General features: G+C 62.3%; 25 protein-coding genes and 1 pseudogene. 11 read left to right on the top strand and 15 right to left on the bottom strand.

Annotation, left to right across the window (positions count from 1 at the left end; all coding sequences use genetic code 11):
* Positions 1-45: 45 nt before the first annotated feature.
* Entirely contained in the window at positions 46-1,068 is a 1,023-nt protein-coding gene (locus tag YP76_RS08970) for a LacI family DNA-binding transcriptional regulator (RefSeq protein WP_046763206.1), read from the top strand.
* A 178-nt stretch (positions 1,069-1,246) separates the two neighbouring features.
* On the opposite strand, the gene YP76_RS08965 is transcribed toward YP76_RS08970, so the two are convergent.
* Positions 1,247-4,045 carry a TonB-dependent receptor gene (locus YP76_RS08965; protein WP_046763205.1) on the bottom strand — a complete coding sequence of 933 codons (2,799 nt, stop codon included), beginning with the start codon at positions 4,043-4,045 and terminating at the stop codon, positions 1,247-1,249.
* Positions 4,046-4,258: 213 nt separating this feature from the next.
* On the opposite strand from YP76_RS08965, the gene YP76_RS08960 reads away from it, so the two are divergent.
* The gene (locus tag YP76_RS08960; RefSeq protein WP_232307495.1) at positions 4,259-5,833 is read left to right on the top strand and encodes a Na+/H+ antiporter; all 1,575 of its coding nucleotides are present in this window, start codon (positions 4,259-4,261) and stop codon (positions 5,831-5,833) included.
* Between the two features lie 121 nt (positions 5,834-5,954).
* Positions 5,955-6,197, top strand: a complete 243-nt coding sequence (locus YP76_RS08955; RefSeq protein ID WP_046763203.1) for a hypothetical protein — start codon at positions 5,955-5,957, stop codon at positions 6,195-6,197.
* Here YP76_RS08955 and YP76_RS08950 read toward each other — a convergent pair.
* From YP76_RS08950 to YP76_RS08925, 6 genes are read right to left on the bottom strand one after another with little or no spacing between them, the layout of a single operon-like run.
* Positions 6,188-6,889, bottom strand: coding sequence for a c-type cytochrome (locus YP76_RS08950; RefSeq protein WP_046763202.1), 702 nt, complete (start codon positions 6,887-6,889; stop codon positions 6,188-6,190). The two genes, YP76_RS08955 and YP76_RS08950, sit on opposite strands and share 10 nt — an antisense overlap.
* A 3-nt stretch (positions 6,890-6,892) precedes the next feature.
* On the bottom strand, positions 6,893-7,231 hold the full coding sequence (locus tag YP76_RS08945; RefSeq protein ID WP_046763201.1) for a cytochrome C oxidase subunit IV family protein: 339 nt from the start codon (positions 7,229-7,231) through the stop codon (positions 6,893-6,895).
* An 8-nt stretch (positions 7,232-7,239) separates the two neighbouring features.
* Complete coding sequence (locus YP76_RS08940) at positions 7,240-7,926, bottom strand: heme-copper oxidase subunit III family protein (RefSeq protein ID WP_046763200.1); 687 nt, start codon at positions 7,924-7,926, stop codon at positions 7,240-7,242.
* 12 nt (positions 7,927-7,938) lie between these two features.
* The gene (locus YP76_RS08935; protein ID WP_046763199.1) at positions 7,939-8,514 is read right to left on the bottom strand and encodes a cytochrome c oxidase subunit 3; all 576 of its coding nucleotides are present in this window, start codon (positions 8,512-8,514) and stop codon (positions 7,939-7,941) included.
* Positions 8,511-10,241, bottom strand: a complete 1,731-nt coding sequence (locus tag YP76_RS08930) for a cytochrome c oxidase subunit I (protein ID WP_046763198.1) — start codon at positions 10,239-10,241, stop codon at positions 8,511-8,513. The genes YP76_RS08935 and YP76_RS08930 overlap by 4 nt, the downstream gene beginning before the upstream one ends.
* Positions 10,241-11,125: a cytochrome c oxidase subunit II gene (locus YP76_RS08925; protein WP_046763197.1), complete on the bottom strand. Its 885-nt coding sequence runs from the start codon at positions 11,123-11,125 to the stop codon at positions 10,241-10,243. Before YP76_RS08925 ends, YP76_RS08930 begins: the two co-directional genes overlap by 1 nt.
* A 512-nt stretch (positions 11,126-11,637) precedes the next feature.
* Between YP76_RS08925 and YP76_RS08920 the strand changes: the two genes are divergently transcribed.
* The 4 genes from YP76_RS08920 (at position 11,638) to YP76_RS08905 (ending at position 14,881) form a co-directional block, all read left to right on the top strand.
* Complete coding sequence (locus YP76_RS08920) at positions 11,638-12,894, top strand: pilus assembly protein TadG-related protein (protein WP_046763196.1); 1,257 nt, start codon at positions 11,638-11,640, stop codon at positions 12,892-12,894.
* On the top strand, positions 12,891-13,349 hold the full coding sequence (locus tag YP76_RS08915) for a TadE/TadG family type IV pilus assembly protein (RefSeq protein WP_046763195.1): 459 nt from the start codon (positions 12,891-12,893) through the stop codon (positions 13,347-13,349). The genes YP76_RS08920 and YP76_RS08915 overlap by 4 nt, the downstream gene beginning before the upstream one ends.
* Positions 13,346-13,726, top strand: coding sequence for a TadE/TadG family type IV pilus assembly protein (locus tag YP76_RS08910; RefSeq protein ID WP_046763194.1), 381 nt, complete (start codon positions 13,346-13,348; stop codon positions 13,724-13,726). The genes YP76_RS08915 and YP76_RS08910 overlap by 4 nt, the downstream gene beginning before the upstream one ends.
* 114 nt (positions 13,727-13,840) lie before the next feature.
* Positions 13,841-14,881: a rod shape-determining protein gene (locus YP76_RS08905; RefSeq protein WP_046763193.1), complete on the top strand. Its 1,041-nt coding sequence runs from the start codon at positions 13,841-13,843 to the stop codon at positions 14,879-14,881.
* A 130-nt stretch (positions 14,882-15,011) separates the two neighbouring features.
* Here the strand turns inward: YP76_RS08905 and YP76_RS08900 are convergent, their stop codons facing one another.
* The 5 genes from YP76_RS08900 to YP76_RS08880 all read right to left on the bottom strand — a co-directional run bounded on the left by YP76_RS08900 (position 15,012) and on the right by YP76_RS08880 (position 19,589).
* Positions 15,012-16,016 (bottom strand): class 1 fructose-bisphosphatase, encoded by a 1,005-nt coding sequence (locus YP76_RS08900; protein ID WP_046763192.1) that lies wholly within the window; start codon positions 16,014-16,016, stop codon positions 15,012-15,014.
* A 400-nt stretch (positions 16,017-16,416) separates the two neighbouring features.
* Positions 16,417-17,178, bottom strand: a complete 762-nt coding sequence (locus tag YP76_RS08895; RefSeq protein WP_046763191.1) for a TIGR02186 family protein — start codon at positions 17,176-17,178, stop codon at positions 16,417-16,419.
* Positions 17,175-18,089 carry a sulfite exporter TauE/SafE family protein gene (locus YP76_RS08890; RefSeq protein WP_046763190.1) on the bottom strand — a complete coding sequence of 305 codons (915 nt, stop codon included), beginning with the start codon at positions 18,087-18,089 and terminating at the stop codon, positions 17,175-17,177. Before YP76_RS08890 ends, YP76_RS08895 begins: the two co-directional genes overlap by 4 nt.
* 49 nt (positions 18,090-18,138) lie before the next feature.
* On the bottom strand, positions 18,139-19,194 hold the full coding sequence (locus YP76_RS08885; RefSeq protein ID WP_046763189.1) for a hypothetical protein: 1,056 nt from the start codon (positions 19,192-19,194) through the stop codon (positions 18,139-18,141).
* Positions 19,191-19,589, bottom strand: coding sequence for a glycosyltransferase family protein (locus YP76_RS08880; protein WP_046763188.1), 399 nt, complete (start codon positions 19,587-19,589; stop codon positions 19,191-19,193). Before YP76_RS08880 ends, YP76_RS08885 begins: the two co-directional genes overlap by 4 nt.
* Before the next feature lie 127 nt (positions 19,590-19,716).
* On the opposite strand from YP76_RS08880, the gene YP76_RS08875 reads away from it, so the two are divergent.
* Both YP76_RS08875 and YP76_RS08870 read left to right on the top strand, forming a co-directional pair.
* The gene (locus YP76_RS08875; protein ID WP_046763187.1) at positions 19,717-20,478 is read left to right on the top strand and encodes a hypothetical protein; all 762 of its coding nucleotides are present in this window, start codon (positions 19,717-19,719) and stop codon (positions 20,476-20,478) included.
* Positions 20,479-20,979: 501 nt separating this feature from the next.
* Positions 20,980-21,267 (top strand): addiction module antidote protein, encoded by a 288-nt coding sequence (locus tag YP76_RS08870; RefSeq protein ID WP_046763186.1) that lies wholly within the window; start codon positions 20,980-20,982, stop codon positions 21,265-21,267.
* A 74-nt stretch (positions 21,268-21,341) separates the two neighbouring features.
* Here YP76_RS08870 and YP76_RS08865 read toward each other — a convergent pair whose 3' ends face one another.
* Complete coding sequence (locus YP76_RS08865; RefSeq protein ID WP_046763185.1) at positions 21,342-22,130, bottom strand: hypothetical protein; 789 nt, start codon at positions 22,128-22,130, stop codon at positions 21,342-21,344.
* A gap of 24 nt (positions 22,131-22,154) precedes the next feature.
* Entirely contained in the window at positions 22,155-22,424 is a 270-nt protein-coding gene (locus YP76_RS08860; RefSeq protein ID WP_084733079.1) for a LamG-like jellyroll fold domain-containing protein, read from the bottom strand.
* Between YP76_RS08860 and YP76_RS08855 the strand changes: the two genes are divergently transcribed.
* Positions 22,331-22,987: a DUF5131 family protein gene (locus YP76_RS08855; RefSeq protein WP_084733078.1), complete on the top strand. Its 657-nt coding sequence runs from the start codon at positions 22,331-22,333 to the stop codon at positions 22,985-22,987. The two genes, YP76_RS08860 and YP76_RS08855, sit on opposite strands and share 94 nt — an antisense overlap.
* A 113-nt stretch (positions 22,988-23,100) precedes the next feature.
* Positions 23,101-24,684 carry a recombinase family protein gene (locus YP76_RS08850; RefSeq protein WP_046763183.1) on the top strand — a complete coding sequence of 528 codons (1,584 nt, stop codon included), beginning with the start codon at positions 23,101-23,103 and terminating at the stop codon, positions 24,682-24,684.
* Positions 24,685-24,693: 9 nt separating this feature from the next.
* Here YP76_RS08850 and YP76_RS08845 read toward each other — a convergent pair.
* Positions 24,694-25,356, bottom strand: a pseudogene (locus YP76_RS08845) (glycosyltransferase); the annotation flags it as partial.
* Positions 25,357-25,477: the final 121 nt, after the last annotated feature.

The following is a 25,477-nucleotide window of genomic DNA, read 5'->3' as shown; positions in this document are numbered from 1 at the left end:
GAGCCCTATCTTCCCAAGGGGAGGGCGCGGGCGTAAGATCGGGCGATGGCTGTCAACGAAAAACCGACGTCCTTCGACATCGCCACGCTCGCAGGGGTTTCCCAACCGACGGTATCCCGCGCCCTGCGCGGCGACCGCACCGTCAGTGAAGCCACGCGCAAACGGATCGAGGCGATCGCCCGCCAGCTCAACTACACCGTGGACAAGAATGCCTCCTCGCTGCGCCGGGGGAAGAGCAATACTTTAGCGCTGCTGTTCTTCGAGGATCTTCTGCCTGACGAGAGCTATATCAACCCCTTCTTCCTCTCGATGCTAGGGCCGATCCTGCAGACCTGCGCCAAGCGGGGCTATGATCTGCTGACCTCCTTCCAGCAGCTTTCGACCGACTGGCATGTCGATTATGAGGATAGCCGCAAGGCCGACGGCATCATCCTGCTCGGCTATGGCGATTATGAAAGCTACCGCGCCCGGTTGGAGCAGTTGATCGGGCAGGGGACTCATTTCGTGCGATGGGGGTCGGTCGATCCCAATGCGCTGGGCATGACCATCGGCTGTGACAACCGGCAGGGCGGGCGCGATGCAGGCCGCCATCTGATCGAGCGTGGCTGCCGGAACATAGCGTTCCTCGGCGATGCGTCCAGTCGCTATCCCGAATTCCGCGATCGCTATGCCGGCCTCGCGGAGGTGATGAAGGAAGCAGGATTGCCGGTCGACCTCGGCCTGCATGTCGACGCGCTTTCGACCGAGCAATCGGGCCACGAAGCCGCCAGCCGCCTGATCGCGCGCGGCCTGCCCTTCGACGCGATCTTCGCCGGATCGGACCTGATCGCCATCGGCGCGATGCGGGCGCTGGACGAAGCAGGCATGAGCGTGCCGAACGACGTCGCGCTGGTCGGCTTCGACGACATCCCCGCCGCCAGCCTGACCCGCCCGCCGCTGACCACCATCGCGCAGGACTATCTGCGCGCGGGCGAAGTGCTGGTGGACGCGCTCATCGGCCAGATCGACCGCCAGACGGTGACGCCTTCGTTGCTGGCGCCGAGGCTGGTCACAAGAATGACGGCATAGTTTGCGTAGTTAACGTGCTCCTGCGAAGGCAGGAGCCCAGTCCCAAGGTCAGAACTGGGCTCCTGCCTTCGCAGGAGCACGTATATTTCCCCAGCAGAAAAGGGAGGACCGCCACCCCTGAAAGGGGCGGCGGTCCAGGGGGAGAACTGCCTGCGTGCAGTCAGGCAGATCGGGGACGTTAAAACTTGTAAGTCAAACCCAGATAATAATCCCGGCCGTAGCGCTGATAATCGATCACCTGCCGCGGGTCGTCATTCTGGTAGGTGACGAAGGGCTGGTCGGTCAGGTTCTTGCCCTGAAGCAGGATCGACAGACCCTGAAGCGGCCCGGACTGGAACTCATAGCCGATCTGCGCATCGAGAATGCCCTCCGCCTTGGCCGTGCGGAAGGTCGGTGCCGCCGACAGCCCCGCCACTTCGCCCAGGAAGGAGGAGCGGTAACGATAGCTTACCCGCGCTTGGAAACCGGCCTTTTCGAAATAGGCGGTGCCGCTGGCGACCCATTTCGACAGGCCGGGCAGGGTGACGCTTTCCGTCGGGTTGCTGCCATATTCGACCTCGCTATGCGTATAGGAGCCGCTGGCGAAGATGCCGAAGCCGTCGAGTGCCGGGCTGAACAGCTTGAAGGGGAGGGAGGCGGTCGCCTCGACCCCCATGATCGTGCCCTTGCCGGTATTGGCGGGCGACTTCACCAGACCGATATAGCTGCCGTCGGCGAGAATGGCGTCGCGCTGATCGGCTGGCAAGGTCGGTAGGACCGACGAAAAATCATAGGCGATATTATTGTTGGGATCGACGAAGTTGGTCAGGTTCTTGAAATAACCGGAAACCGACACATAGCCGCCGCCACGGAAATATTTCTCCAGCGACAGGTCGATATTGGTCGACTGATAGGGGCGCAGGAAGATATTTCCGCCCTCTGAACTGAACGGGCTGAATTGCGGATCGGACGATCCTATCCCGACATAGCTCAAATTATATTTGAATTCCTGGTTGATCCGTTCCTGGTCCAGGCGCGGACGCACCATGGTCTGCGCCGCGCCCAGCTTGACGAAGAAGCTCGGCTCCAGTTCGACGGAAATCTGAGCGCTCGGCAGGACATTGGTGTAGCTGTCCTTGCCGGACACCGGCAGCACGGTCACCACGCCATTGGCGAAGTTGGAAATCGTGCCGGTCGAGGCCTGCCGCGAATGGATGATCTGCACGCCGATCGCACCCTTCAGCGGTTTGCCGCCGAGGTTGCCGTCCATGGTCAGCTTGGCATAGCCGGTGAAGACATCCTCCTTCACCACATTGTCGCGCACCAGCGATCCCGGGCGATTGTCGTAAACCGCGTCCAGCACATTGTCGTAGAGGTAGAGCGGGTTCAGCGTCAGCATCGCCGGCACGCCCAGATAGTCGAGCGAGACGTTCGACCCCAGCAGCGCTTCGCTCGGCACGGGTACCGATCCTGGCGTCCCGCCGGAGATGGTGCAGTCGGTGCCGCCGGGAGGGCAGAGGAAATAGGATGTATAGGCGCTGGTTTTCTTGCGGCGGCTATAGTTGCCGCCGACTTCCCATTTGGAGAAGATGCTGCCCGCAATATCGCCGATCAGGTTTGTGCGGAACGACTTCATGTCGTCGATGAACTTGGGTTGGTTGAGGAAGCCCGCCTGCACCACGGCGGTCGTGCCGTTATAGCCCCAACCATTGGGATCGGTCAGGCTGATGATGCCGGTGTCGGTATAATCGAGCGCCGGTACGATGCGGAAGAGCCCGTTGGACTGTCGCTGAACCTGGACAGTATCGGAAACGCCCGACCGCAAATAGCCTGTGCCCGAATAGGTCTCCAGCAGGAAATCGGTGCGCTTGGCTCGCGACCAGCTTGCATCGACATTCAGCTTCAGCGTGTCGTTGAGGCGGATGTCGTTGTTCCAGCCGAGCGAGATCGTGTCCGCCTTGCGCTTGTTATAGTCGTTGCGCTGCACACCATAGACATTGCTGAAGGTCGCGCCGGTGACGAAGCCGTTCTCGACCGTTTCGTTGCTCACGCCGACATTGCTGCCCCAGACGAGCGGGAATTCGATGCCGCGCAGCCTTTGTTCTTCCTCGAAATGCGAGGCCAGCACGTCGAAGGTCGAATGGAAATTGTCATTGGGTTGCCATTCCAGCGTGCCGACCGCGCCATAGCGCTTCAGCAGATTCGATTGCACATAGGGTTTGGCGCCGCCGATGATGAGGTTGCCGCTGGCGTCGGTGGGATAGCCCCAGGCGTTGAACCGCTCATCCTGCGAAGGCGTCTGCGAGGCGGAAAAGCCCAGCGACAGGCCCAGCGTGTCGTCCGCGAACTGGTCGATATAGGTAGCCGACGCCCGATAGCCGTAACGCTTGCCGTCAGGATTGAGCTTGTCCATGCCGTTCATCTGCCCGCGCAGCGAAAGGGCAACGACCCGATCCTTCTTGTCCAGTGGCCGCAGCATGCGCAGGTCCACCGTGCCGGAAATACCGGCCGCGATCAGCGCCGCGTCGGCGCTCTTGTAGACATTGACGTTCTGGAAGAATTCCGATGGATATTGGTCATATTCGACGCCGCGATTGTCGCCCACCGTCACCTGTTCGCGCCCGTTGAGCAGCGTGGTGGAAAAATCGGGGCCAAGGCCGCGGATCGACAGACGCTGGTCGCGGCCCTCCAGCCGCTGCGCCGTCACGCCGGGCAGGCGGGCCAGCGAGTCCGCGATCGACACGTCCGGCAGCTTGCCGACATCCTCGGCGGAGATCGAATCGACGATCAGCACCGAATCGCGCTTCATCTTCGCAGCGGATGCCAGCGAAGCGCGAATGCCGGTGACAATGATCGCGTCACCGGACTGCGCGTCTGCGGTCGCCGGGACGGAGGGAGCATTTTCCCCTACGGCCTGTGCGGAAGCGGTAGCCGCGACCGACAGCGAAGTGCCGGCCAGAAGGGCGGCCCGCAGGACGGAATGATGGAATTGATGCACTTTTCTGGACCCTCCCCAAGACGCATGGATCGCGTTTCTTGCCAGCCTTGCTGGTTGAGCGTTCGATAGCCGCAGGACATGCGGCCTGCACAGAATCCAACATACGTATTCAATCCGATGCGCCCGTCGGAGGGAAGCCAAGGGCCATCTTGGTTGAGATCGCCGCAGTCGTTAGGGTTGAGTGATCAGGCCAGGGAGGGCGCCGTGCATCCGATGCAATTGTTCGAATTGGTGATCGTCATGCTGCTGGCGATCATCGTGCTTCATTATGGCGCCAACCGGTTTGGCCTGCCGCCCGCGGTCGCCCTGCTCGCCGGGGGCGCGCTCTTCGCTTTCCTGCCGGGCTTGCCGGTGATTTCGCTCGATCCGCAACTGGTGCTGGTGATCTTCCTGCCGCCGTTGCTGATGGACGGCGCGTGGTTCATTGCGCTGCGACATCTCCGGAGGCACATGATCGGCATCGCTGCCCTGGCCGTGGGCGCTGTGGTCTTCACCACCGCCATCGTCGCGGCTGTGGCCCACTGGCTGGTGCCGGGCCTGCCCTGGGCGGCCTGCGCGGCGCTGGGCGCCATCGTCTCGCCGCCCGATGCCGTATCCGCCCGCGCGATATTACAGCATGTCCACCTGCCGCGTCGCCTCTCGATCCTGCTCGAAGGGGAAAGCCTGTTCAACGATGCCAGCGGCCTCGTCCTCTTCCGCTTCGCCATAGCGGCAGGGGTGACCGGCGCGTTCAGCATGGTCGATGCCTTGCAGAGTTTCGTCATGCTGGCGGCGGGCGGCGCCCTCGTCGGCGTTGCGATCGGCGTGCTCTGGGTGCTGACGGTCAAGCGCCTGGACGACAAATATCTGATGATCGCCGCGTCGCTGCTGGCGCCCTGGGCATCCTATATGCTGGCCGAATCCATCCATGCCTCCGGCGTCATCGCGACCGTCACGACCGGCCTCATCTGCGGCTGGTATCAGCATGTCGTCTTTTCCGCGATGGTACGGATGAACGGCACTGCCTTCTGGGCAGTGATGATCTTCTTGATGGAGGCGTTCGTCTTCCTCCTCATCGGATCGTCGCTGCGCGGCGTGATCGAACGTGTCGGGGGTATCGGCGTCGTGCTGGACGAAATGACGCTGCCCATCCTTGCGATCCTGGCCGCGATCACCGTCGCACGCTTCCTCTGGGTATTCGGATCGGACGCCGTCATCATCCTGTTGAGGGCGATGGGGATATGCGGATACAAACCGCTCGGGCCCCGCTCGGCGACCGTGCTCGGATGGGCCGGGATGCGCGGCGTGGTGACGCTGGCGGTCGCGCTCAGCGTTCCGGCGGATTTCCCCGGCCGCGACTTCATCCTGACCACCGCCTTCGCCGTCATCATCGGCACCGTCCTCCTGCAAGGCACGACATTGGGCGCGGTGATCCGCATGGTGAAGCTGGTCGAACCGGAAAGCGACCGCCCGCGCATGACCATGAGCGAGGCCGAAGCCGCCATGGCACAGGCGCAGGTCCGCGTCGTGGAGGTCCACGCCTATGACGGGCAGGGTATGTTGCTCCACCCGCGCCTTCTCGAACGCTATCAGCGCCACGCCGAACTCTCCGCCAATTATGCGGCGCGGGAGGAGGCGTTTTCCGACACGCTCCACGCGCATTTCGATCTGGTGCTGAAGGCCATCGCCGCCGGGCGCGCAGAACTGCTGCGCCTTCACCGCACCGGCGAGATCGACGAGCATACGCTTCAGGAACTGGAACGCGATCTCGATCTGGAGGAGTTGAGCGCCCTGTCGGCCAAGGCGTGAGAGGCCCGTCCGCCGTCACCTCGACTGGCTCCCCGTGTGTCGTCCTCTCAGTCGTTCCCTTGTCCTGCCGGCCGCGCCGCTCCATATTCCTGACGCAGCATGTTGCATAGCGAGGCGAGCCATGGAAAAGCGGCTACTTCAGATCGAGAAGGCCTGGGAACAGGCGCTCGGCGATATCTTCCAACCCTATGTCGACCTGAAACGCGAACCCACGGCCAAGGCGATGGAGGCGTTTCGCGCGGTGCTGGGATCGTCCAGCGACAACGACATCCGCCGCCACATCGCCAGAACGGCGGCACGGCAGGGATCGACCTTCCTCAGCCGCTATCTGGTCGAGGAGGATTGGCGCAGCCCCTATAGCTGACCGCCCGCTTCCATGTCCTTCGCCGCCGCAGCCGTCTTCGGTTGGGGCAAGGGCGGGGCGCCGGTCCCCAGGGTGGCAAGATATTTGATGACCGCCGCCCGGTCCTCTGGGCGGCGCAATCCGGCGAAGGTCATTTTCGTGCCCGGCACCACGCGCCCCGGCGAGCCCAGGAAATCGAACAGATTGTCATAGCTCCAGCTACCCCGATGCGCCTGCATGGCGGGCGAATAGGCAAAACCCGCATGGCTCGCCACGGGTCGCCCGACCACACCCCACAGATTGGGCCCGATGCGATTGGGGCCGCCCGGAGTGAAGTCATGACAGCTCATGCAAAGCTGCACCTTCTGCTTTCCCGCACCCGCATCCGCGCGGGCGAGCAGGGTACCGAGGTCGGGTGGAGGCGCCGCTGTCGTGCTCCCGCCGGCCACTGAAGGCTCCGGCGCCTTGCCCCGCATGGCCTTGTGATAGGCGATCACCCGGCTGCCTTCACCTGGCTCGGCAAAGCTGGCGGGCCAGTCCCGCTGGATTGCCGCCATGTCGACCCGCGGCGGCATCTCATCCATCGGCCTGTAGGCCAGTTGTCCTGGCCTGACCCGCGTATAGAGCTTGTCGCTGAACCAGCCGAGGCCCAGCGCCGTCACCACTGCGCTCGCCACGCACAGCGCCACCGCCGTCCCGCGCATCCGTCCCATGGTTCACCCCCCTCCGCCCATGAAGATCGCCCGCGTCCAGAAGGCGTAGTTCGCCTCGATCGTCATGATCCGCACCAGCACCAGCAACACCAACGGCGGCACCAGGATGGCATAGATCAGGGACAGCCGTTCCCACGCCATATGCATGAAGATCGATACGATCAGCCCGGCCTTCAGCAGCATGAAGACGATGATCAGCGTCCAGCGCATGATCCCCTGCACATGCATGTAATCGACCAGATAGGACATGGCGCTCAGCAGGAACAGCAGGCCCCAGACCTTGAGGTAGAGGCTGATCGGATGCTGTTGCGCTTCATGGGTGATTGAAGGATCATGCTGCATGGCGCGCCTCACCAGAGATAGAAAAAGGCGAAGATGAACACCCAGACGAGGTCGACGAAATGCCAGTACAGTCCGGCAATCTCGACCGCGCTATAATCTCCCGTGCGGTCGTAATGGCCCCGCGCCACCTTGGACGCGATGATCAGCAGCAATAGGACGCCGCAGGTCACGTGCAGCCCGTGAAAGCCGGTGATCATGAAGAAGCTGGCGCCGAATTGCGGTGCCCCCATGGGATTATACCAGGGCCGCACGCCTTCCTCGAAGATCAGCTTGGTCCATTCGAATGCCTGCATGCCGAGGAAGGTGAGGCCGAACAGGGCGGTGAGCAGCATCAGCATCGTCGTTTTCCGCCGGTCGCGCTGGTAGCCGAAATTTACTGCCATCGCCATGGTGCCGCTGGAACTGATCAGGGCAAAGGTCATGATCGCGATCAGGACGAGCGGAATCTCATGCCCGCCGATATCGAGCGCGAATACCTTCGCAGTGTCGGGCCAGGGTAGCACCGCGGAGGAGCGCATCGTCATATAGCCGGTCAGGAAGCAGGAGAAGATGAAGGTGTCGCTGAGCAGGAAGATCCACATCATCGCCTTGCCCCAGTGGGTGTGGCGGAACACTTCCTGATCGGCGGACCAGTCGGCCGCAATCTCCCGCAAGGTGGGACCTATGATCTCTCGATCCGACGGGGCTTGAGCCATGGCGATGAGTCCTCAAGTCGACAGCAGTAAAGCGGCCAGAACCAGCCAGATGATCAACAGGAAATGCCAGTAGAGCGCACACAGAGCGATATTGCGCATGTTCGCCGCCGCCAGCGCCCGGCCGGCCGCGAACAGGCCCCCAACTATGTGCAGCCCGTGCAGGGCAGTCAGCAGGTAGAAGAAGGCATTAGCCGGATTGGCGGACAGGGTGTAGCCGGTCGCCTGATAATGCCGCCATAGCAGCAACTGTCCCATGAGGAACAGGCCGCCCAGCGCGGCCCCCGCGGTCGCCGCGCGGGCCATCCGCTCCCGCCGTGCCATCTCCCACGCGACGCTGCTTGCCGCCAGCAGCAGCGTATTGATCCATAGCAGCGGCGGGTCGGGCATCGATTTCCAGTCGCTGCCATGCCCCATGGCGCCATGCAGTCCCATGCGCATCAGATAGGCCGCGACCAGCAGCGAGAACATCACCATGGCGACGCCGAAATAGGCCAGCGTCCCGACAGTTCCCGCAGACGGCCTTTCCCGTTCGACCGGCGGTGGACCAGGCTCCCAGCTTTTCTCCGTCAGGCGCGCGAGGATCGTCATGCGCCCAATTCCGTTCGGGGTTCGGTCTGGGGAATGAAATCGCGCGCCGCGCCCGGCACGCTGTAATCATAGGCCCAGCGATAGACGACCGGCAGCTTCGCGCCCCAATTGCCATGGGCGGGCGGGGTGTCGGGCGTCTGCCATTCGAGGCTCGCCGCGCCCCAGGGATTGGGATCGGCCCTTGGTCCCCGGAACAGGCTCCAGATCATGTTGAAGAAGAACAGGCCCTGCGCGCAGAAGACGATCAGCGCCGCCACGCTGATCCAGGCATTGGCCAGATGCACCGACTGCGGGATGAAGGCGGTTTCGCCCAGCGCATAATAGCGGCGCGGCACGCCCAATATGCCCAGATAATGCATCGGCAGGAAAATCGCATAGACGCCAAGGAAAGTGATCCAGAAATGGACCTTGCCCAGTGTGTCGTTCCACATCCGCCCGAAAATCTTGGGATACCAGTGATAGATGGCGCCGAAGATCACCAATACCGGCGACACGCCCATGACCATATGGAAATGGGCGACAACGAAGAAAGTATCGGACAAGGGCACATCGACGCTGACATTGCCCAGGAACAGTCCCGACAGTCCGCCATGGATGAAGGTGAAGATGAAAGCGATGGCGAACAGCATCGGCACGCGCAGGTGAATGTCGCCGCGCCATAATGTCAGCAGCCAGTTATAGACCTTGATCGCGGTCGGAATGGCGATGATCAGCGTCGACGTGGCAAAGAAGAACCCGAAATAGGGGTTCATGCCCGACACATACATATGATGCGCCCAGACGAGGAAGCTGAGCGCGCCGATGATGACGATGGCCCACACCATCATCCGGTATCCGAAGATATTGCGCCGCGCATGGACGCTGATCAGGTCGGACACGATGCCGAAGGCGGGCAGGGCGACGATATAGACTTCGGGATGGCCGAAGAACCAGAAGAGATGCTGGAAGAGCAGGGGGCTGCCGCCTTCCGTCGGCGTGATCGCGCCCATGGACTGCATGGTCGGCATGAAGAAGCTGGTGCCCGCCAGATGATCGAACAGCATCATGATCGCCGCGACGAACAACGCCGGAAAGGCCAGCAGGCCCATCACCGATGCCGTGAAGATCCCCCACACCGATAGCGGCATCCGCATCAGCGTCATGCCCTTGGTCCGCGCCTGCAACACCGTGGTCACATAGTTGAGGCCGCCCATGGTGAAGGCCGCGACGAAGATGGCGAGGCTCACCAACATGGTGACGATGCCCCATTGATGCCCCGGCGTGCCCTCGCTGATCGCTTGCGGCGGATAGAGCGTCCAGCCCGCGCCCGTCGGCCCGCCCGGCACGAAGAAGCCCGCCACCAGCACGATCACCGAGAGCAGATAGAACCAGTAGCTCAGCATGTTGACGAAGGGGAACACCATGTCCCGCGCCCCGATCATCAGCGGGATCAGATAATTGCCGAACCCGCCCAGCAGGAGCGCCGTCAGCAGATAGACCACCATGATCATGCCGTGCATCGACACGAATTGCAGGTAATTGTCGGGTTGGATCGCCGGAAAGGCGCCGGGAAAGCCCAGTTGCAACCGCATCAGCGCCGACAGCACCAGTGCCACCAGTCCGATCCCGATGGCGGTGCAGCTATATTGAATGGCGATGACCTTGTGATCCTGGCTCCAGACATATCTGGTGACCCAACTGTGCGGATGATGCAGCGGGCGCAGGTCGTCGGCCAGGGTGGTAGCCATCAGCGAATGCTCCAGGAGGCGGGCGTAGAACAGGCATTGGCCTTGATGATCAGGATCGACATGGCGGCCGGCGGTGCCTCGGCCAGAATCTGGCCGAAGCTGGTCTGCTGCGCCTGCCACCGGGCGAAGGCCTTGGGGTCTTCGACCACCACCTTGCCGCGCATGGCATGATGCCCCGTGCCGCACAGCTCGGCGCAAAGAATGTCGAAGGTTCCGGTCTTGGTCGGGGTCAACCAGAAATAGGTCACGATCCCCGGCACCAGATCCATCTTGGCGCGGAATTCAGGCACGTAGAAATCATGCAGCACGTCCTTGGACCGCAGCACGATCTTGACCGACTTGCCGATCGGCAGATGCAAGTCGCCGCTTTCGACCACTATGTCATCACGGCCGTAGGGATCGAGCGGATCGAGCCCCAGCCCATTGTCCTGCGTGACGAACTTGACCCCCGCTGCGCCCAGCACACCGTCCGGCCCCGGATAGCGGAACGACCATTGCCATTGCTGGCCGACCGCCTCGATCACGGTCGCTTCGTGGGGCACGGACACATATTTGCCCCACGCCGCCAATCCCGGCGCCAGCATTCCCGCTATGCCGATCGCGGTCCAGAAGGTCAGCCTTTTCTCCAGGGAGGCGTTTTCCGGCTCATAATGCGCCTTGTGCCTCAGCCCCCTATATTCCGGGCGATGGCGATATTTGACCAGCGTCCAGGCGAGGAACAGGTTCAGCCCCACGAAGGCCGCTGCGCAAATCCACAACGTCACGTCGAGCGCGGAATCGATCGAACCCCAGTTGGAGGCTATGGGCGTGCGCCACCAGGGACTGAACAGGTGAAAGGCGACCGAACCGACCACAAGCATGGCGATGGCTACCGCAACCGGCACAAGCCCTCTCCCATATAGGCGGGCGCTCGAAGCCTTTTTCAGTCCGGCATTTCGAGTCGCCCCGGCAATAACCGCCGGAGCAAGTTACAGAAAAAATGCCGAACGGGAAAGCGGTCGTGGTGAGAGCCAGGCCGCGACGCACGCGGACTATAGCGGAAGCCTTATCTTGTGCTCTGTGCTATTATCAAAGGAACTTGTCGGGGATAGGTGGTCCGGATTTGGAGAATATCTACCGAAATTCCTCCATTTTTCGACATGTGGATGAGGGTGTGGAAAATTCAGTTCTCGAATGATTTGCAATATTATTCGAAATGTAGCAAATTATGGAAAATAATAGGTGATAATGTACTGAAAATTATAAGATAAAAGTATAATTATTCTTATATATCGTTGGATATATACTATAAAATATACTCAATTTTTGTTAGAAAATAGGATTTCATTAACCCACATTAATTACAGTCCCTCCTGTCGTCTGGCTTGGTTCATGACGCACAGGAAAGGGTGATGTGATGTTCGGCAGATCGATGGGGCGATTGCTGCGGGACAGGACGGGCAATGTCCTGATGATGGCGGCTGCCTCCATGCCCATATTGGTCGGTTCGGCGGGGCTTGCCACCGACACGGTGCAATGGACCCTGTGGAAGCGGCAGATTCAGCGCCAGGCGGACAGCGCTGCCTTGGCCGGTGCCTATGCGGTGGCGCAGGGCTTCAGCGCATCGGACAGTGCGACCTCCGACATCAGCCGCCTGTCGCTGGTCACCCTGACGCAGACCCCGACCATCGAAAATGCGCCGACGACTGGAGCCTACGCCGGTAACAATAAGGCGGTGCGGGTGGTGCTGCAAACCTCGGCAGAACTGCCCTTTTCGAAGATATTGGGGGTGAGGACGCCGGTCATCTATGGCGAAGCGACCGCGGCTGTGGTGGGCAGCGGCGACTATTGCGTCGTCACGCTCGAAAAGACGACCGCGGTCGGCATCACGCTCCAGGGTAACGCCACGGTCAATCTGGGCTGCGGCATGGCCACCAATTCGCGCGCGTCGAACGCCGTCACGGCAGGAGGCAGCAGCACGGTGACGGCCACCCCGGTCGCGGCGGTGGGTGGGCTGTCGTCCAGTTCCAACTATGTTTCACCGACCACGCTGATGCCCTACAGCATCCCGGTGCAGGACCCCTATGCGTCGCTGCCCACGCCCACCGCGTCGGATTTGTCAGGCTGCAATGGCAACGCCAATGTTCAGCCCAACAACAGCAAGTCCATCACGCCAGGCTGCTTCAAGAATTTCGACGTCAAGGGCACGCTCAACATGGCGCCCGGCACCTATTTCATCGACAGCACGACCTTCGACATCGGGTCGCAGGCGGTGGTCAACGGCACCGGCGTCACCATCATCCTGACCAGCAGCAACGCGACCAACAACCCCGGTTCCATCTCCACCGTCAGCATCAATGGTGGCGCAACGCTGAATCTGACGGCGCCGACGGACATGACCAACCCCTATCACGGCGTCCTCTTCTACCAGGACCGGCGCGCGCTGGATTCGGGAACCAACAAGATCAACGGCAATGCGAGTTCTGCCCTGCAAGGCGCCTTCTATTTTCCGGGCCAGGCGATGGAATTCAGCGGCACGTCGGGCATGACCACCACCTGCGTGAAGATGGTCAGCAAGCGCGTCACCTTCATCGGCAACAGCAATATCGTCAATCAATGCGACAATAAGGGCGTCGATAAAATCGTCGCGACGCTGGTGAGGCTGGTGGGATGATGAAGCGTCTCCTTTCGGACCGATCCGGCAACAGCACGGTCGAACTGGCGATCATCATGCCGGTCCTGGTGCTGCTGACCTTCATGGCAGCGGATGTGGCCATGGCCTTCAAGGCGAAGATCGGGCTCCAGCGCGGGGCCGAACGTGCGGCCCAGATGGCGACCGCGGGCGGATACAGCACCACATCCGCCAACAATTATAGCAATTTGAAGGCGGACGCCGCTTCAGCCGCCGGTGTTTCAACGAATAACGTCACTATCACGCCCACGCTGGTTTGCGACAGTACGGCGCAAACCACGCCCGATTACTGCACCGCGACCCAGCAGATGAAGCGCTATGTCGCGATCAATATTTCGGGGACCTATACGCCGATGTTCGCCAAACTCGCGCCCAGCAGCAACTGGTCGGCCCAGGGCATCGCGCTCACCGGCTCCGCATCGGTGCGCCTGCAATGATCCGGCTGGTACGCGACCAGCGCGGGGCGGGTGCCGTCGAGTTCGCCCTTGCCCTGCCGCCTTTCATCATGCTGCTGATGGGGGCGCTGCAACTCGGCATCATCGCCTGCGCACGCACAGGCCTGCAACATGCGGTGGATGAAGGCGCGCGCTACGCGTCCATCTATCCCACGCCAACCGATACGGACATCATCGCCAAGGTCAATTCGCGTGAATTCGGCCTGGACCCGGCCTATACCAACAATCCGACCATCACCCACGGCACCCAATATGGCGTGCCCTATACCGAAATCACCATGACCTATTCCCGGCCGCTGAACTTCATCGTCTATCAGACGCCGTCGCTGTCGATCAGCTATACCCGCCGATCCTATTGAGGCTTCAACTGGCCTCACTTACCGGACGGGCTGTCGCAGCGCCCTTCTTCTGAACAAGGCGACTATGCAGGGGGAGCCGTCCCGCTTTCCCAACACAGATTGCCCGCCCTCCGCATGAAACTGCCGCGCTTCTTTTCCTCGACCGCCTGCGACATGGCCATCGACCTTGGCACCGTCAACACGGTCATCCATGTGCGTGATCGCGGCATCGTGCTCAACGAACCCTCGGTCATCGCGATCGAGACCCGTGACGGGATCCGCAAGGTGAAGGTCGTCGGCAACGAAGCCAAGCTGATGATGGGCAAGACGCCCAGCGGTATCCAGGCGATCCGCCCCCTGCGCGACGGCGTGATCGCGGATATCGATGTGGCCGAACAGATGATCAAGCATTTCATGGACAAGGCGCTCGACGGCCACAGCCGTTTCGGCCGCCGTCATGAAGTGGTGATCTGCGTCCCCACCGGCTCCACCATGGTGGAGCGCCGCGCCTTGCGCGACGCCGCCTCCAATGCCGGGGCCTACAAGGTCCAGTTGATCGAGGAACCCATGGCCGCAGCGATCGGCGCCGGCCTGCCGGTCACCGAACCGCGCGGCGCCATGGTGGTCGACATCGGCGGCGGCACGACGGAAGTCGCCGTACTGTCCCTACGCGGCATCGCCTACAGCAGTTCCGCGCGCGTCGGCGGCGACCGGCTGGATGACGCCATCGCCTCCCACATCCGTCGCACGCACAATCTCATGATCGGCGAAGCCACGTCGGAACGTGTGAAATGCGAACTGGGCGCCGCCACCCCGCCCGACGGCGAGGGCCGCCGCATGATCGTGAAGGGCCGGGACCTGGTCAACGGCCGCCCGGCGGAAATGACGATCAGCGAGGCGGAGATCGTCGACGCCCTGTCGGAGCCGGTGGGCCAGATCAAGATGGCGGTGATGACCGCGCTGGAACAGACCGCGCCGGAACTGTCGGCCGACATCATCGAGGAAGGGATCACCCTAACCGGCGGCGGCGCACTGCTCCAGCGGCTGGACGAAGCCCTGTCCGACACGACCGGCCTGCCGGTGACGGTCGCGGAAAAGCCGCTGATCTGCGTGGCGATGGGTGCGGGCCGGGCGCTGGAAGATCGCGCCTATGATGGTGTGCTGACGGTTTCCTGACCGGGGAACGCCTTCCCCCAATCGTCGCTCCGGACTGGATTGGGAGCCCCGCTGTTCGTCTTTCGTCCGCGGCCCGTCCAGTCAGGGGACCCCGGGTCAAGCCCGGGGTAGCGGTGAGGGCTATGAACCCCTATCCCGCCTGGCCATAGGCAATCACGGCCTCCACCTCGGCCTTGTCGCCCAGCACCACGCCGACCCGCTGATGCAGCCCGGTCGGCTTCACCTCCATGATCGGCGCATAACCGTTGCTTGCCGCGCCGCCGGCCTGTTCGACCAGGAAGGACATGGGGTTCGCCTCATACATCAGCCGCAGTCGCGCCTTGTCCGCATAGCGGTGATCGGCGGGATAGAGGAAAATGCCGCCTCGCTTCAGGACGCGATGCACGTCTGCCACCATCGAAGCGGTCCAGCGCATGTTGTAATCCTTGCCCAGCGGCCCCTCCGTCCCCTGGATGCGCTCCTCGATATAGCGGGCGATCCCCGGCGACCATTGCCGCCGTCGCGCCATGTTGATCGCGAATTCGGCATTGCCCTGCGGCATTTCCATTGGGCCGTCAGTCATCCGCCAGGAGCCGATTTCCCGGTCCAGCGTGAACTCATAGACTCCCGTGCCGATGGTCAGCACCAGCAGCGTCTGCGGCCCGTAGATCGCGTAGCCCGCCGCGACCTGCTGCGTACCGGGCTGGAGGAAGTCCTGCTCCGTCACCTCGCGGCCCGAACATTCCTCCGGCGCCTTCAGCACGGAGAAGATCGTGCCGACGCTCAGGTCGACGTCGATATTGCTGGACCCGTCGATCGGATCGAACAGCAGCAGATATTCGCCCTTGGGATAGCGATTGGGGATGCGATGGATCGTCTCCATCTCCTCCGAAGCCATGGCCGCCAGATGCCCGCCCCATTCATTGGCGTCGAGCAGCAACTCATTGGCGATCACGTCCAGCTTTTTCTGGACCTCGCCCTGCACATTCTCGCTGCCCAGGCTTCCCAGCACCTCGCCCAGCGCGCCCTTGGACACGCTGTGGCAGATCGTCTTGCACGCGCGCGCGACGGTTTCGATCAGCAGGCGCAACTCGGACGGCAGGGCATTGGCCTGCCGCTGTTGCTCGATCAGGAAGCGGGTGAGAGTGATGGACATAGGCGGTTTACTCGCTCAGGCAATTGGCGGGCCGGGGGCGCGCCGTGAATGGAACCGGGACATGCCGTAGCGGCCGGACGCGCATCGGAAAAGCGCCAATTCATGAGGGGGCCGTGATGGAGGACGATCCGTTCCCGCACCGGGACTGGCCGCGCGCTTGTTCCAGCGTCAGCGTCACCACCGATACGCCCAATCCATTGCGCACGCGCGGCTGTCGCTATCCCCGGCGCTCCGCGTGCCGAGCCGGGCCGACGTTCCCGGCACGATCGCCACGCAGAAGGCAGCGCAAAGATCCAACATGCCCTCAACGCGTCATCGGCCACAGTCCGGAGGTTGCCCCTGATCCCGGCGAAGCAGGGACATCCTCAGTGCCGTGCCCTCCCGCCTGAAATCCCCGTTCCTAAATCCGCTTGGCGATCGCGCCCGCTGCCCAGCCCATGCCGACCGCCAGCATCATCGCGACCAGCCCATAGAAAAACGGCCATTGCTCGGCCGCGACCGCCATGAAGCGTTCGAACCCCGACTTGCGGATGGTTATGTCGCGCACCGCTGCCGCCACCACACGACCATCCTGCACCAGGAATGTCTCGGCCGTATAATCGCCCACGATCACCCGCGCGGACAGCGGCAGCCGCGCCCGGTAGAGCACGCCGTCGGTGATCTCCACCGTTCCCTGCTGCTCGACATAGAGGCCCGCGCGCTGGCGCAGGTCGATCAGCCCCTTCTGGAAGCGATCCAGTTCCGCGCTGTCGTTGAGGGATGAGGGAGAAAGCTGGAGTTTGTCCACGCCCATCTCGTAGATCGCGGCCGTCCGTTCATCGACCACCTTGCCGATGGGCCGCGATGACGCGATGGCATAGAAGCTCGGCGCCGAGCGGAAGCGCGCGCTGTCGGCATTGACCCAGATGCCCGCGACCTTCTGCTTTTCGCGCATGGTGATCGACTGGTCGGGGCCTTTCAGCACCACCATGATGTCGGCGGGCGTCTTCGGCCGCCGCCCGTCGGGATAGACGATTGCGCCGAACAGCAGCAGGTCGGCACCGGTGAAGCTATATTGGATCTCCACCTCGCGTTGCGACACGTCGGGCACCAGCATCGGCTCGTCAGCCGCCGTCAGCAGCAGCATGGCGGGGGGCAAAGCGAGAAGGGCACGCCGTTTCATCGCACTTCGACCGTATAGATTTCATCGGGCCGGAATCCCAAGCCCAGCGCCATGCGCGCAGCGACCAGCAGCACGATCGCGGCCAGCAGGATACGCAGATATTCCGGCCGGATCGTCATGGAGATGCGCGTCCCCACCTGCGCGCCGGTGACGCTGCCGATCAGCAGCAGCATGGCCAGCACCAGATCGACCGCATGGGTGGTCATGGCGTGCATCATCGTCGTCGCCATGGTGACGAACAAAATCTGGAACAGCGACGTCCCGACCACCGACTGGGTCGTCATGCCCAGCAGGTAGAGCATGGCCGGAACCAGGATGAACCCGCCGCCCACGCCCAGCAACATGGTGAGGATGCCCGTCGCCATGCCCAGCAGCAGCGGCGCCAGCGGCGAGATATAAAGCCCCGAGCGATAGAAACGCCAGCGCATCGGCATGGCAGCGACCAGGGGATGGTGTCGCCGCTTGCGCGCCTGGATGCGTCTGCCGCTCTTGAGCGCGATCAGCGCCTGGATCGATTCCTTTGCCATGAGCGATCCGATGCCCCCGAGCATCAACACGTAGAGGATACCGATCACCGTATCGATCTGGCCGATGGCTTGCAGCAGCCGGAAGATGAGTACGCCCAGGCCTGCCCCCACCACGCCGCCCACGATCAACACGCCGCCCATACGGAAATCCACCGTGCCGCGCGACATGTGCGTGACGACGCCCGATACGCTGGCGCCGGTCACCTGTGACGCAGCCGAAGCCGCAGCAACGGTCGGCGGAATGCCGTAGAAAATCAGCAATGGCGTGGTCAGGAATCCCCCGCCGACCCCGAACATACCTGACAACAGGCCCACCACGCCGCCAAGGGCAATGATGACCAGCGCGTTCACCGACAGATTGGCGATGGGCAGATAAAGGTCCATGGAGGTCTTGGGTTAAGCGTAATATGCGGAGAGATAAAGGCGGTCCCGCTTAAAAATCCGCCCCAAGCGTCACGGCAAGGCCGGAGGCAGGTGCAGCGCGGCCCGCGATGCGTTCGCGCCATTCGATGCCCAACCGGGCTGCGACGGGCTTCAGGGGCAGGCGGACCTGGATTTCCGGTCCGACATCCAGTCGCTCCACTTGCGGCTGCGCTCCACCCGAAAGGCTGGCGCCAAGCCGTAAAGGCGAACGCCCGATCGGCGACAGCAAGGACATCTTGCCGTCGATGAATAGATCGTTCGACCGGAAGCCGACCATGCCGCCCTGCGCATAGGCTGCAACCTCCAATGAAGGCGCGATCGGCATCGGTCCGATTCCGCCCACAACCATGACCGCATTGGCATTGCGTCCACCCTGACCAAGCGCGATCCGTCGCTCCGTCGCAACGCTGGCCGGAATGCGGCGCGCCGGCTGCCATGCCAGTCCCAGCGCCGCTTCTGGGGAAGCGGGACGGTTCAAGGCTGCGCTCGCTCTCGCATAGGCCGTCACCCGGGAGGAGGCGTGTGGAGTCAGATCGAAATCGATGCGGCCCCCTGCCTGTGACCCGCCGAGCCTGCCCGCCGAAACGGCATCGGCCCGAGTGGCGCCGCCTTCGCGCCAGAGCAACCACAGGCTGCCGTGCCAGCGGTCGGTGCCCGCCGTCTGCGGCAACGCCAGGGGTATGGCGGGAGCTGGATGGACCGGCGGATCGGTTGGAGCTGTGTGATCCTCACTCGGCATTGAGGTGGCGGCGACGTCGGCCACCCGGATGGAAATGGGAATGACCGCCGCAGTCCTGCTCTCCCTGGCCGGTGAGGCGAAATATGAAGGCTCGCGCCGGTCGGAAACGGGTGGGGCCTGCCTGTGTCGGACCACGGTCTTCCAGTGCAAGAGGGCGTCGTTCCGCGCTGATGTCGACCAGATTTTCCGACGCTCCGGGCGGCGGAGCTGTCCGTCTTCGGGGTACACCCATATGTCGCCTTGGGGACTTGCCAGACGGATGAGGACCCAACCGGCCATGACGAAGGCGAAGAAGCGAACCGGCCGGCCGCTCGCCGCCTCGTTCATGCCGGGACTTCCAGATCGGGAAAGCGATGCTGGGTCTTGTCCCATGCCAGCGGTTTGCCAGTCAGGGACTGGAGGTAAAGAAACATGGCGCGCCGGGCAGCCATCATCGCGATGATATTGGCAATGATGGTGCGCGGTATCGCCCCCAGTCCGAACGCCCAGCCATAGCTCATGCCGGCAAAAATGGCGCGCGTCGCCATGCGCCAGGTCATGAAAGCGAAATTGATCCACAACAGCGTTTCGACCGCGCGTGAAGGTCTAAGATGGGAGTCGAGGCCGAACAGGCCGCCGATCTGTAGCACCGCCGATAGCAATAGAGTGAGATAGGCGGTGAACAGGACGAAGGCAGACAGCGCCGCGCGGCGATCTCGCAGGCGACACCATCTATGTGTCAAAGGACGCGGCGATCAATGCCGCCCTCAACCAGCTTTGCCAGCAGCGCGGTGAGCTGGACCACGCAATCAAGATCGCACGGAAGAAGCAGGCGCGGCGGGATCGTCGGGCCGCAGGAAGGGAAACGATATGAGCATGACCACCGACATAATAGCGGCGCTGGAGGCGGCAAGCTGTCCGTTCTGTGGCGCATCGATGACCCGTTGCACCGACAGGGATGGCGAGTTCTGGATGCACCCCGGCGTCGTCACTGATGACGATTGCTTCATGTCCGGCCAGGGCGTTTTCCCTCGCCAGTTGGCAGCATGGAACCGCCGCGCAGCCCTCTCAACTTCGCCCGCAGGTCAGGAGGTGCGGGAGGTATCCTTAGTACAGGCTCGGCGGATCGTTGATACCGTGACGGAATACTGCCGGGGCGCGGACTTTTCGTGCGACATGAAGGCCGCGACCAAAGCAATCCGCCCCATGTTGAACGACCTCGCCTCCCCATCGGTAGAGCCTGCGGGCAATGGGCGGGAGGTGGAGACGCATGGGGACTGGCTTGTCTGGCATCAGCCATGGCCGATCGCCAGCCGGTCCTTTGATTGGCACTACGCCCATAAGGATGCGCGGGACGATGATGAACTCCGCACCGGCAACGCTGAGAGCCGGGAAATGTGCCTCCAGACCATTGACTGGATCGAAGAGGAAGACGCCCGCGCCCAAACCGAAGAGGGCAAGGCGAGGACAAAGGAATTTGTCGACAGCGGAATGCGATCCCTCAACCGGGCGCTGTTGGCCCACAGCCTGAAAGACGCTCTGGCTGTGGGCTATACCGTCGGGCCCGGTCGAGCGAATGGCTCAAGCACAAGAAATCGCTCAGGCTCAATGCGACCGTCCTCGCCGTGCTGAAGGAAGGCGCTGCCCTGCTGGTTGAGGCGAAGGGCAAGGCACGGTCATCGGCATGGAGCCGCCGCCACTTCCGGCTGAGGTTCAACAGGCGATGGACTTCTTGAAGTGGTCGCCCGGCGCCAAGGCATTCGCGAAGGAGGCAGGCTGGGATATTGTCTGGCGGGTCGATTGATGCGTTTCCGCTATGTCACGCCCACGACAAAGGGCCGCTGGTATCCAACAAAGGCCGAAGCTGAAGACGCAGCGGTCAGGGCAGGATTCGGCCATCGCGAAGAGCATAGGCGTAGCAATGGCGAGCCGGGTCGGTTCTATGCCCATCCGTTGGTGTGGATTGAGGAAGGGTAACGCAATTCCGCGTCGCTATCGATGTTTGCGTAACCCCTCCACCGCCACTTAATGCCCATGGCGCCTAGGTTTTGAAGAGGTTACGGAATCTGGGGTTACATAAAAAGTTGAGCGCTTACCTATTCCCGAAATCGCTTTTTCTGTAGGTTCGTGCCCATGAACATACCATTGACCCCGTTTAGAACCGCCAATCACCTCACCGAACATGAGGACCGGGTAGCGCTGCTATCGGATGCTGCTGCTACGGGTGATGGCGCCGCCTTAGCTGACGCGTTGGGCAAGGTCGGGCGCGCCTATGGCATGACCAAACTATCAGAGGCCACTGGGATCAAGCGACAGCAGCTTTACAAATCACTGAGCAGGGATGGGAACCCGACACTCAGCACGGTGACGAAAGTGCTGGCGGCATTGGGAATGCGGTTGTCGGTCGAGCGAAAGCCTTAACGCAAAAAAGCCCGGCCCGCCCCGAAGGACGAACCGGGCAGTTGCCGCGCCGCAAGGGGAACGGCGGGATGGGCTTAGAAGAGGGAGAGGATTTGAAACTGGCGCTCGAACCGATTCCATCCCAGCTTCGTGAGCGCAGGCTGATCCTCGCATATCCCGAAATAAGTGCGCGCCTGCCGGTATGACGTGGCGGCGGGATCGAAGCAGGCCAGCAGCGGGGAGGATTTGCCGATCGCCATGTCCATCGGTGCGAAATTCTCTTCCATCTCGCTTTCGGTGAGCCACGACATCTTCCAGACCGCCGCCCGCATCTTGCCGCCTGCCGTCACCCCAGCGACGCCGTTGCGCGAGAAGGTGACGCCGCCCAGGTCGCGGACCGATCTTTGCCACTGCCCTTCATAATAGGAGCCAGGTTGGACCTTCTTCCCGACCACCAGCATCGACGCGCTGAAATCCCCGCTATGCCCGCCAATGTCGATGCGCAGCCAGCGCTTGCTGACCGCCGCCAGTTCAAGATGGCTGTGATAGCCCTGAGCGGGAACGGTCGCAGGCGTCGGGCTGATGAGCGCCACCGCCCCACTATCATAGTCCGCCGTCCCGTCGACCTCGCCTTGACTGTCCCCCAGTCGCACGCGAATCGTGGTCCCACTCTGCGCATTGGTGCCCAGCAGCGCCACGAAGTCGATGTCCTGTGCCGCGCCCAGATCGCAACAGACCCATAGGTTGCTGTTGCCATCCGACTGCCAGACCATGCCCCTGTAAAGGAACTCGCCCAGATGGGAGGCAGGCCGGTTGGCGCGCTCATTGCCGGTGGTGATGGTGCCAAGGTCGAGCGGCACCACAAAGAACGGTTTTTCGGCCATATCTTCCTCAGTTTGAAAGGAGCATCAGGAGCGCGGGAACGCTTCGGTAGGGGGCGAGAAGCCAGCATCATCGGCATAGCGCGCCACGCCCGCGGTGATACGCACCTCATCGAAATAGCCGTTGAAGCCTGCGCCCTCTACCGCTCCATTTCGCAGGTCGGAGCCGATGGTTATCGAGGTCGCAACATTGTCGATCGCATATGTCGACGTCCCGCTGTCGATCATGGTGCCATCGATGTAGAGGCGATAGGTGGTGCCGTCGAAATCAGCCGCAACGTGATACCAGGTGTCCAGCGACGGCGACCAGCCTAGCCGACGTCTGGGACGTCGAGGTGGACGAACTGTGGCGCTACCAACTTATGGGGCTGATCGAGCAGACGCCAGCCCTGACATGGCTGCTGCTGTCGAAGCGCATCGGCAACGCCCGGCGCATGACGCGGGCGGAGAATGGGCACCGGCCGCTGCCGGGCAACGCTGCGCTGGGCGCCACGATGGTCACACAGAAAGAATGGGACCGTGACGCCGGGAAGCTGGCCGAAACCAAGAAATGGGGATCGCCGCGTTTCACCTTCGCGTCGGTAGAGCCAATGCTGGAGCCGGTAAGCATCCGCGAGAATGCCCCCGATCTGGTCATTGTCGGCGGGGAGAGCGGCGCGGGCGCGCGCGATTGGGACGGCTTCGCTGATGCGGCCCGTGCCATCCGCGACGAATGCGCGGAGGTCGGCGCCGCCTTCTTCATGAAGCAAATGCCCAAGAAGGCGCCAATCCCGGCGGACCTGATGATTCGCGAGTTTCCGGCGGCACTGGCCGGGAATATCGCGGCGGGGTTGCATGAGCGGGAGAATGACGATGCGTAGGCATACCGATCCCGATCTGATAGCCTTCGTCAAGGCTCTTGCGCGCGCACAGGTGGCTCGGGACATTGCAAACCTTCGGGCCGCGCAAACAGAAGGTAAGGCAGGAGAAAACCGTGCGGACAGTGATCTACGCGCGATTCAGCGGTGATAATCAAAATCCGCGCTCTGCCGCGGACCAGATTACCCTGTGTCGCCAGCGTGCAGAGCAAGAAGGATGGCCCGTCGTGGCCACCTTTGAGGATGCGGCAATATCCGGCGCGGCGGGGATGGGAGAGGATCAGCGCCCCGGCCTGAATGCCATGCTCCGCTTGGTCGAGGCGGGCGGCGTAGATCAGGTGCTGGCGGAATCGACAGACCGTATCGCCCGCCATGTAGCGGATGCCCATGTGTTCCGCGAGCGCATCGAATTTGCTGGCGCGCGCCTGTTCACACTCTTTGATGGCACGGTCACGCCCATGATCGGACTGGTCAAGGGCTTCATGGACGCGCAGTTCCGCACCGATCTAGCGAAGCGCGTCCGGCGCGGTCAGGTCGGCACCCTCAAGGCTGGCCGCATCCCCGGCAGCATCGCTTACGGGTATCGGCAGGCGAACCAACTCAATGAGAAGGGCGAGGCTATCCGGGGCATCCGGGAGATTGAGGCCGACCATGCCGATGTGGTTCGGCGCATCTTCCGGGAATATATCGCTGGCCTCAGCCCGCGCAGAATCGCGGAGGGGCTGAACAACGACGGCATCCCGGCGCCGCGAGGCGACTTCTGGCATGACACCGCGATCGGCGGCGACCCCCGGCATAAGCGCGGCATCCTGCGCAACGAAACCTATATCGGCGTCGTCACCTATGGCCGCAGCAGGCAGGTGGTGAACCCCCAGACGCGGCGGCGGCTTATGCGGCCGAACCCAGAGGCGGAAGTCGAGCGCCAGGCGTTCCCTCAGTTGCGCATCATCGATGATGAAACGTGGCGGCGGGCCCAAGAGCGGCTTGCATCCAATCAGGGCGTTCGGCCCGAGCGACAGCGCCGACCCAAGCATATCCTGTCAGGTCTTGGCTTCTGCGGCGTCTGCGGCTCCCCATGGATCAAGACTGCCAGCGACTTCTGGGGATGCAGCGCCCATCGCTTCGCCAAGCGCTGCTCCAATAACCGGCACGTCAACACCGATCGCTATCAGAAGTGGGTGTTGGCCGACTTGAAGGGAGGAATGCTCGATCCAGAAGTCATCAGTGAGTGGATCAGGGAATATCGTCGTGATTTTGCTCGCAGCGCCGCCGATCTGTCACGTGATCGCGACAGGGTACAACGAAAGCTGCAAGAGGCCGAGCGCAAGATGGAGCGGCTGCTGAAGGCGTTCAGCGACGGGGGCAGTGAGTTCGTGGAAATCCGAGATGCACTGGCGGCGGCGCGGGATGATAAGGCGAGGCTAACGCGCGAACTGGCAAGCATGGATGCTATGCCCAATATCATCGCGCTCCACCCCCACATCGAGGCCGTCTATCGCCAACAGGTCGAGGAACTGGCCGAGTTTCTGGAAGGGCCAGAGGCCAAACTGGAGGCGGTCCCTCGCCTGCGCTCAATCATCGCTCGCATCATTGTCTCGCCGAACGAAGAGAAACAGCGAGGCGTGATCGTCCGTGTGGAGCGTCACATAGACGAAATCCTGTCTATCGCTATGAAATCAGGGAAAATCGCACAATTATGATAACATGCAGTTCGTTTCCGCGAACTCATCACAGTAATGATTTGCAATGGCTTTGTTCCACCAGCCACCCTGGCCGGGCAGGGGCAGAACCGGTAATTGGACCAGTTGAAAGCGATCCGTCATGACATCGAACAGACGGATTTCGTCGCGGTGCACGACATCTTCCGCATCGTGCATGACGATGGCCTTGAAGTCGACGCCCGTGCGCGCTTCCTCCCGCAACATGGTCCGCCAGACCACATTGAGGCAATCCGCCTTGGTGGTCGGTCCATTCCGTTCGTTGATGCACAATATCAGCCGCTCTTCCCCGGCCGCCAGGGGCGCGACGGCATCCAGCGTCGCCTGATCATTGGGATAGAGGCCGACGAAGATGCGATAGTCCTGATGCCCCCAATGGGCGAGCGCATTGCGGAGCATCGGTCCGATCACGTCCGCCTCCCGCCAGGCTGGAATGAAGATGGCGATGCGTCCGGGCCGTACGGAAGCGGGCAGGGTGACGGTCGTCATCCGTTGATGGCGGGAATAGACGGTCAGGCGGCGCCACAAGTGGCGGCACAGGAACAGCACGTCTATAATGAAATCATCGATGCCGCCGATCGCCAGCCCTACCACCGCGAACAGCAGAATCTCATGATGCGCCTTCGCCAGAGAAGCGAAGAATATTTCCGCCACGGATCTAACCCCCTCTGTCCCCGGCGTGAGCTATTGCAGTAACAGATTGATTCTCAAACGGTTATTCGTTCCACTTTCGTATCCATTTTGACATTTGATCTGGGAAAGCCATTGCCTACAG

This window comes from Sphingobium chungbukense (genome assembly GCF_001005725.1).
Taxonomy (GTDB): Bacteria; Pseudomonadota; Alphaproteobacteria; order Sphingomonadales; family Sphingomonadaceae; genus Sphingobium; species Sphingobium chungbukense.
Note: the sequence above shows the minus strand (reverse complement) of the source record. Positions and strands in the feature narration are given on the sequence as shown.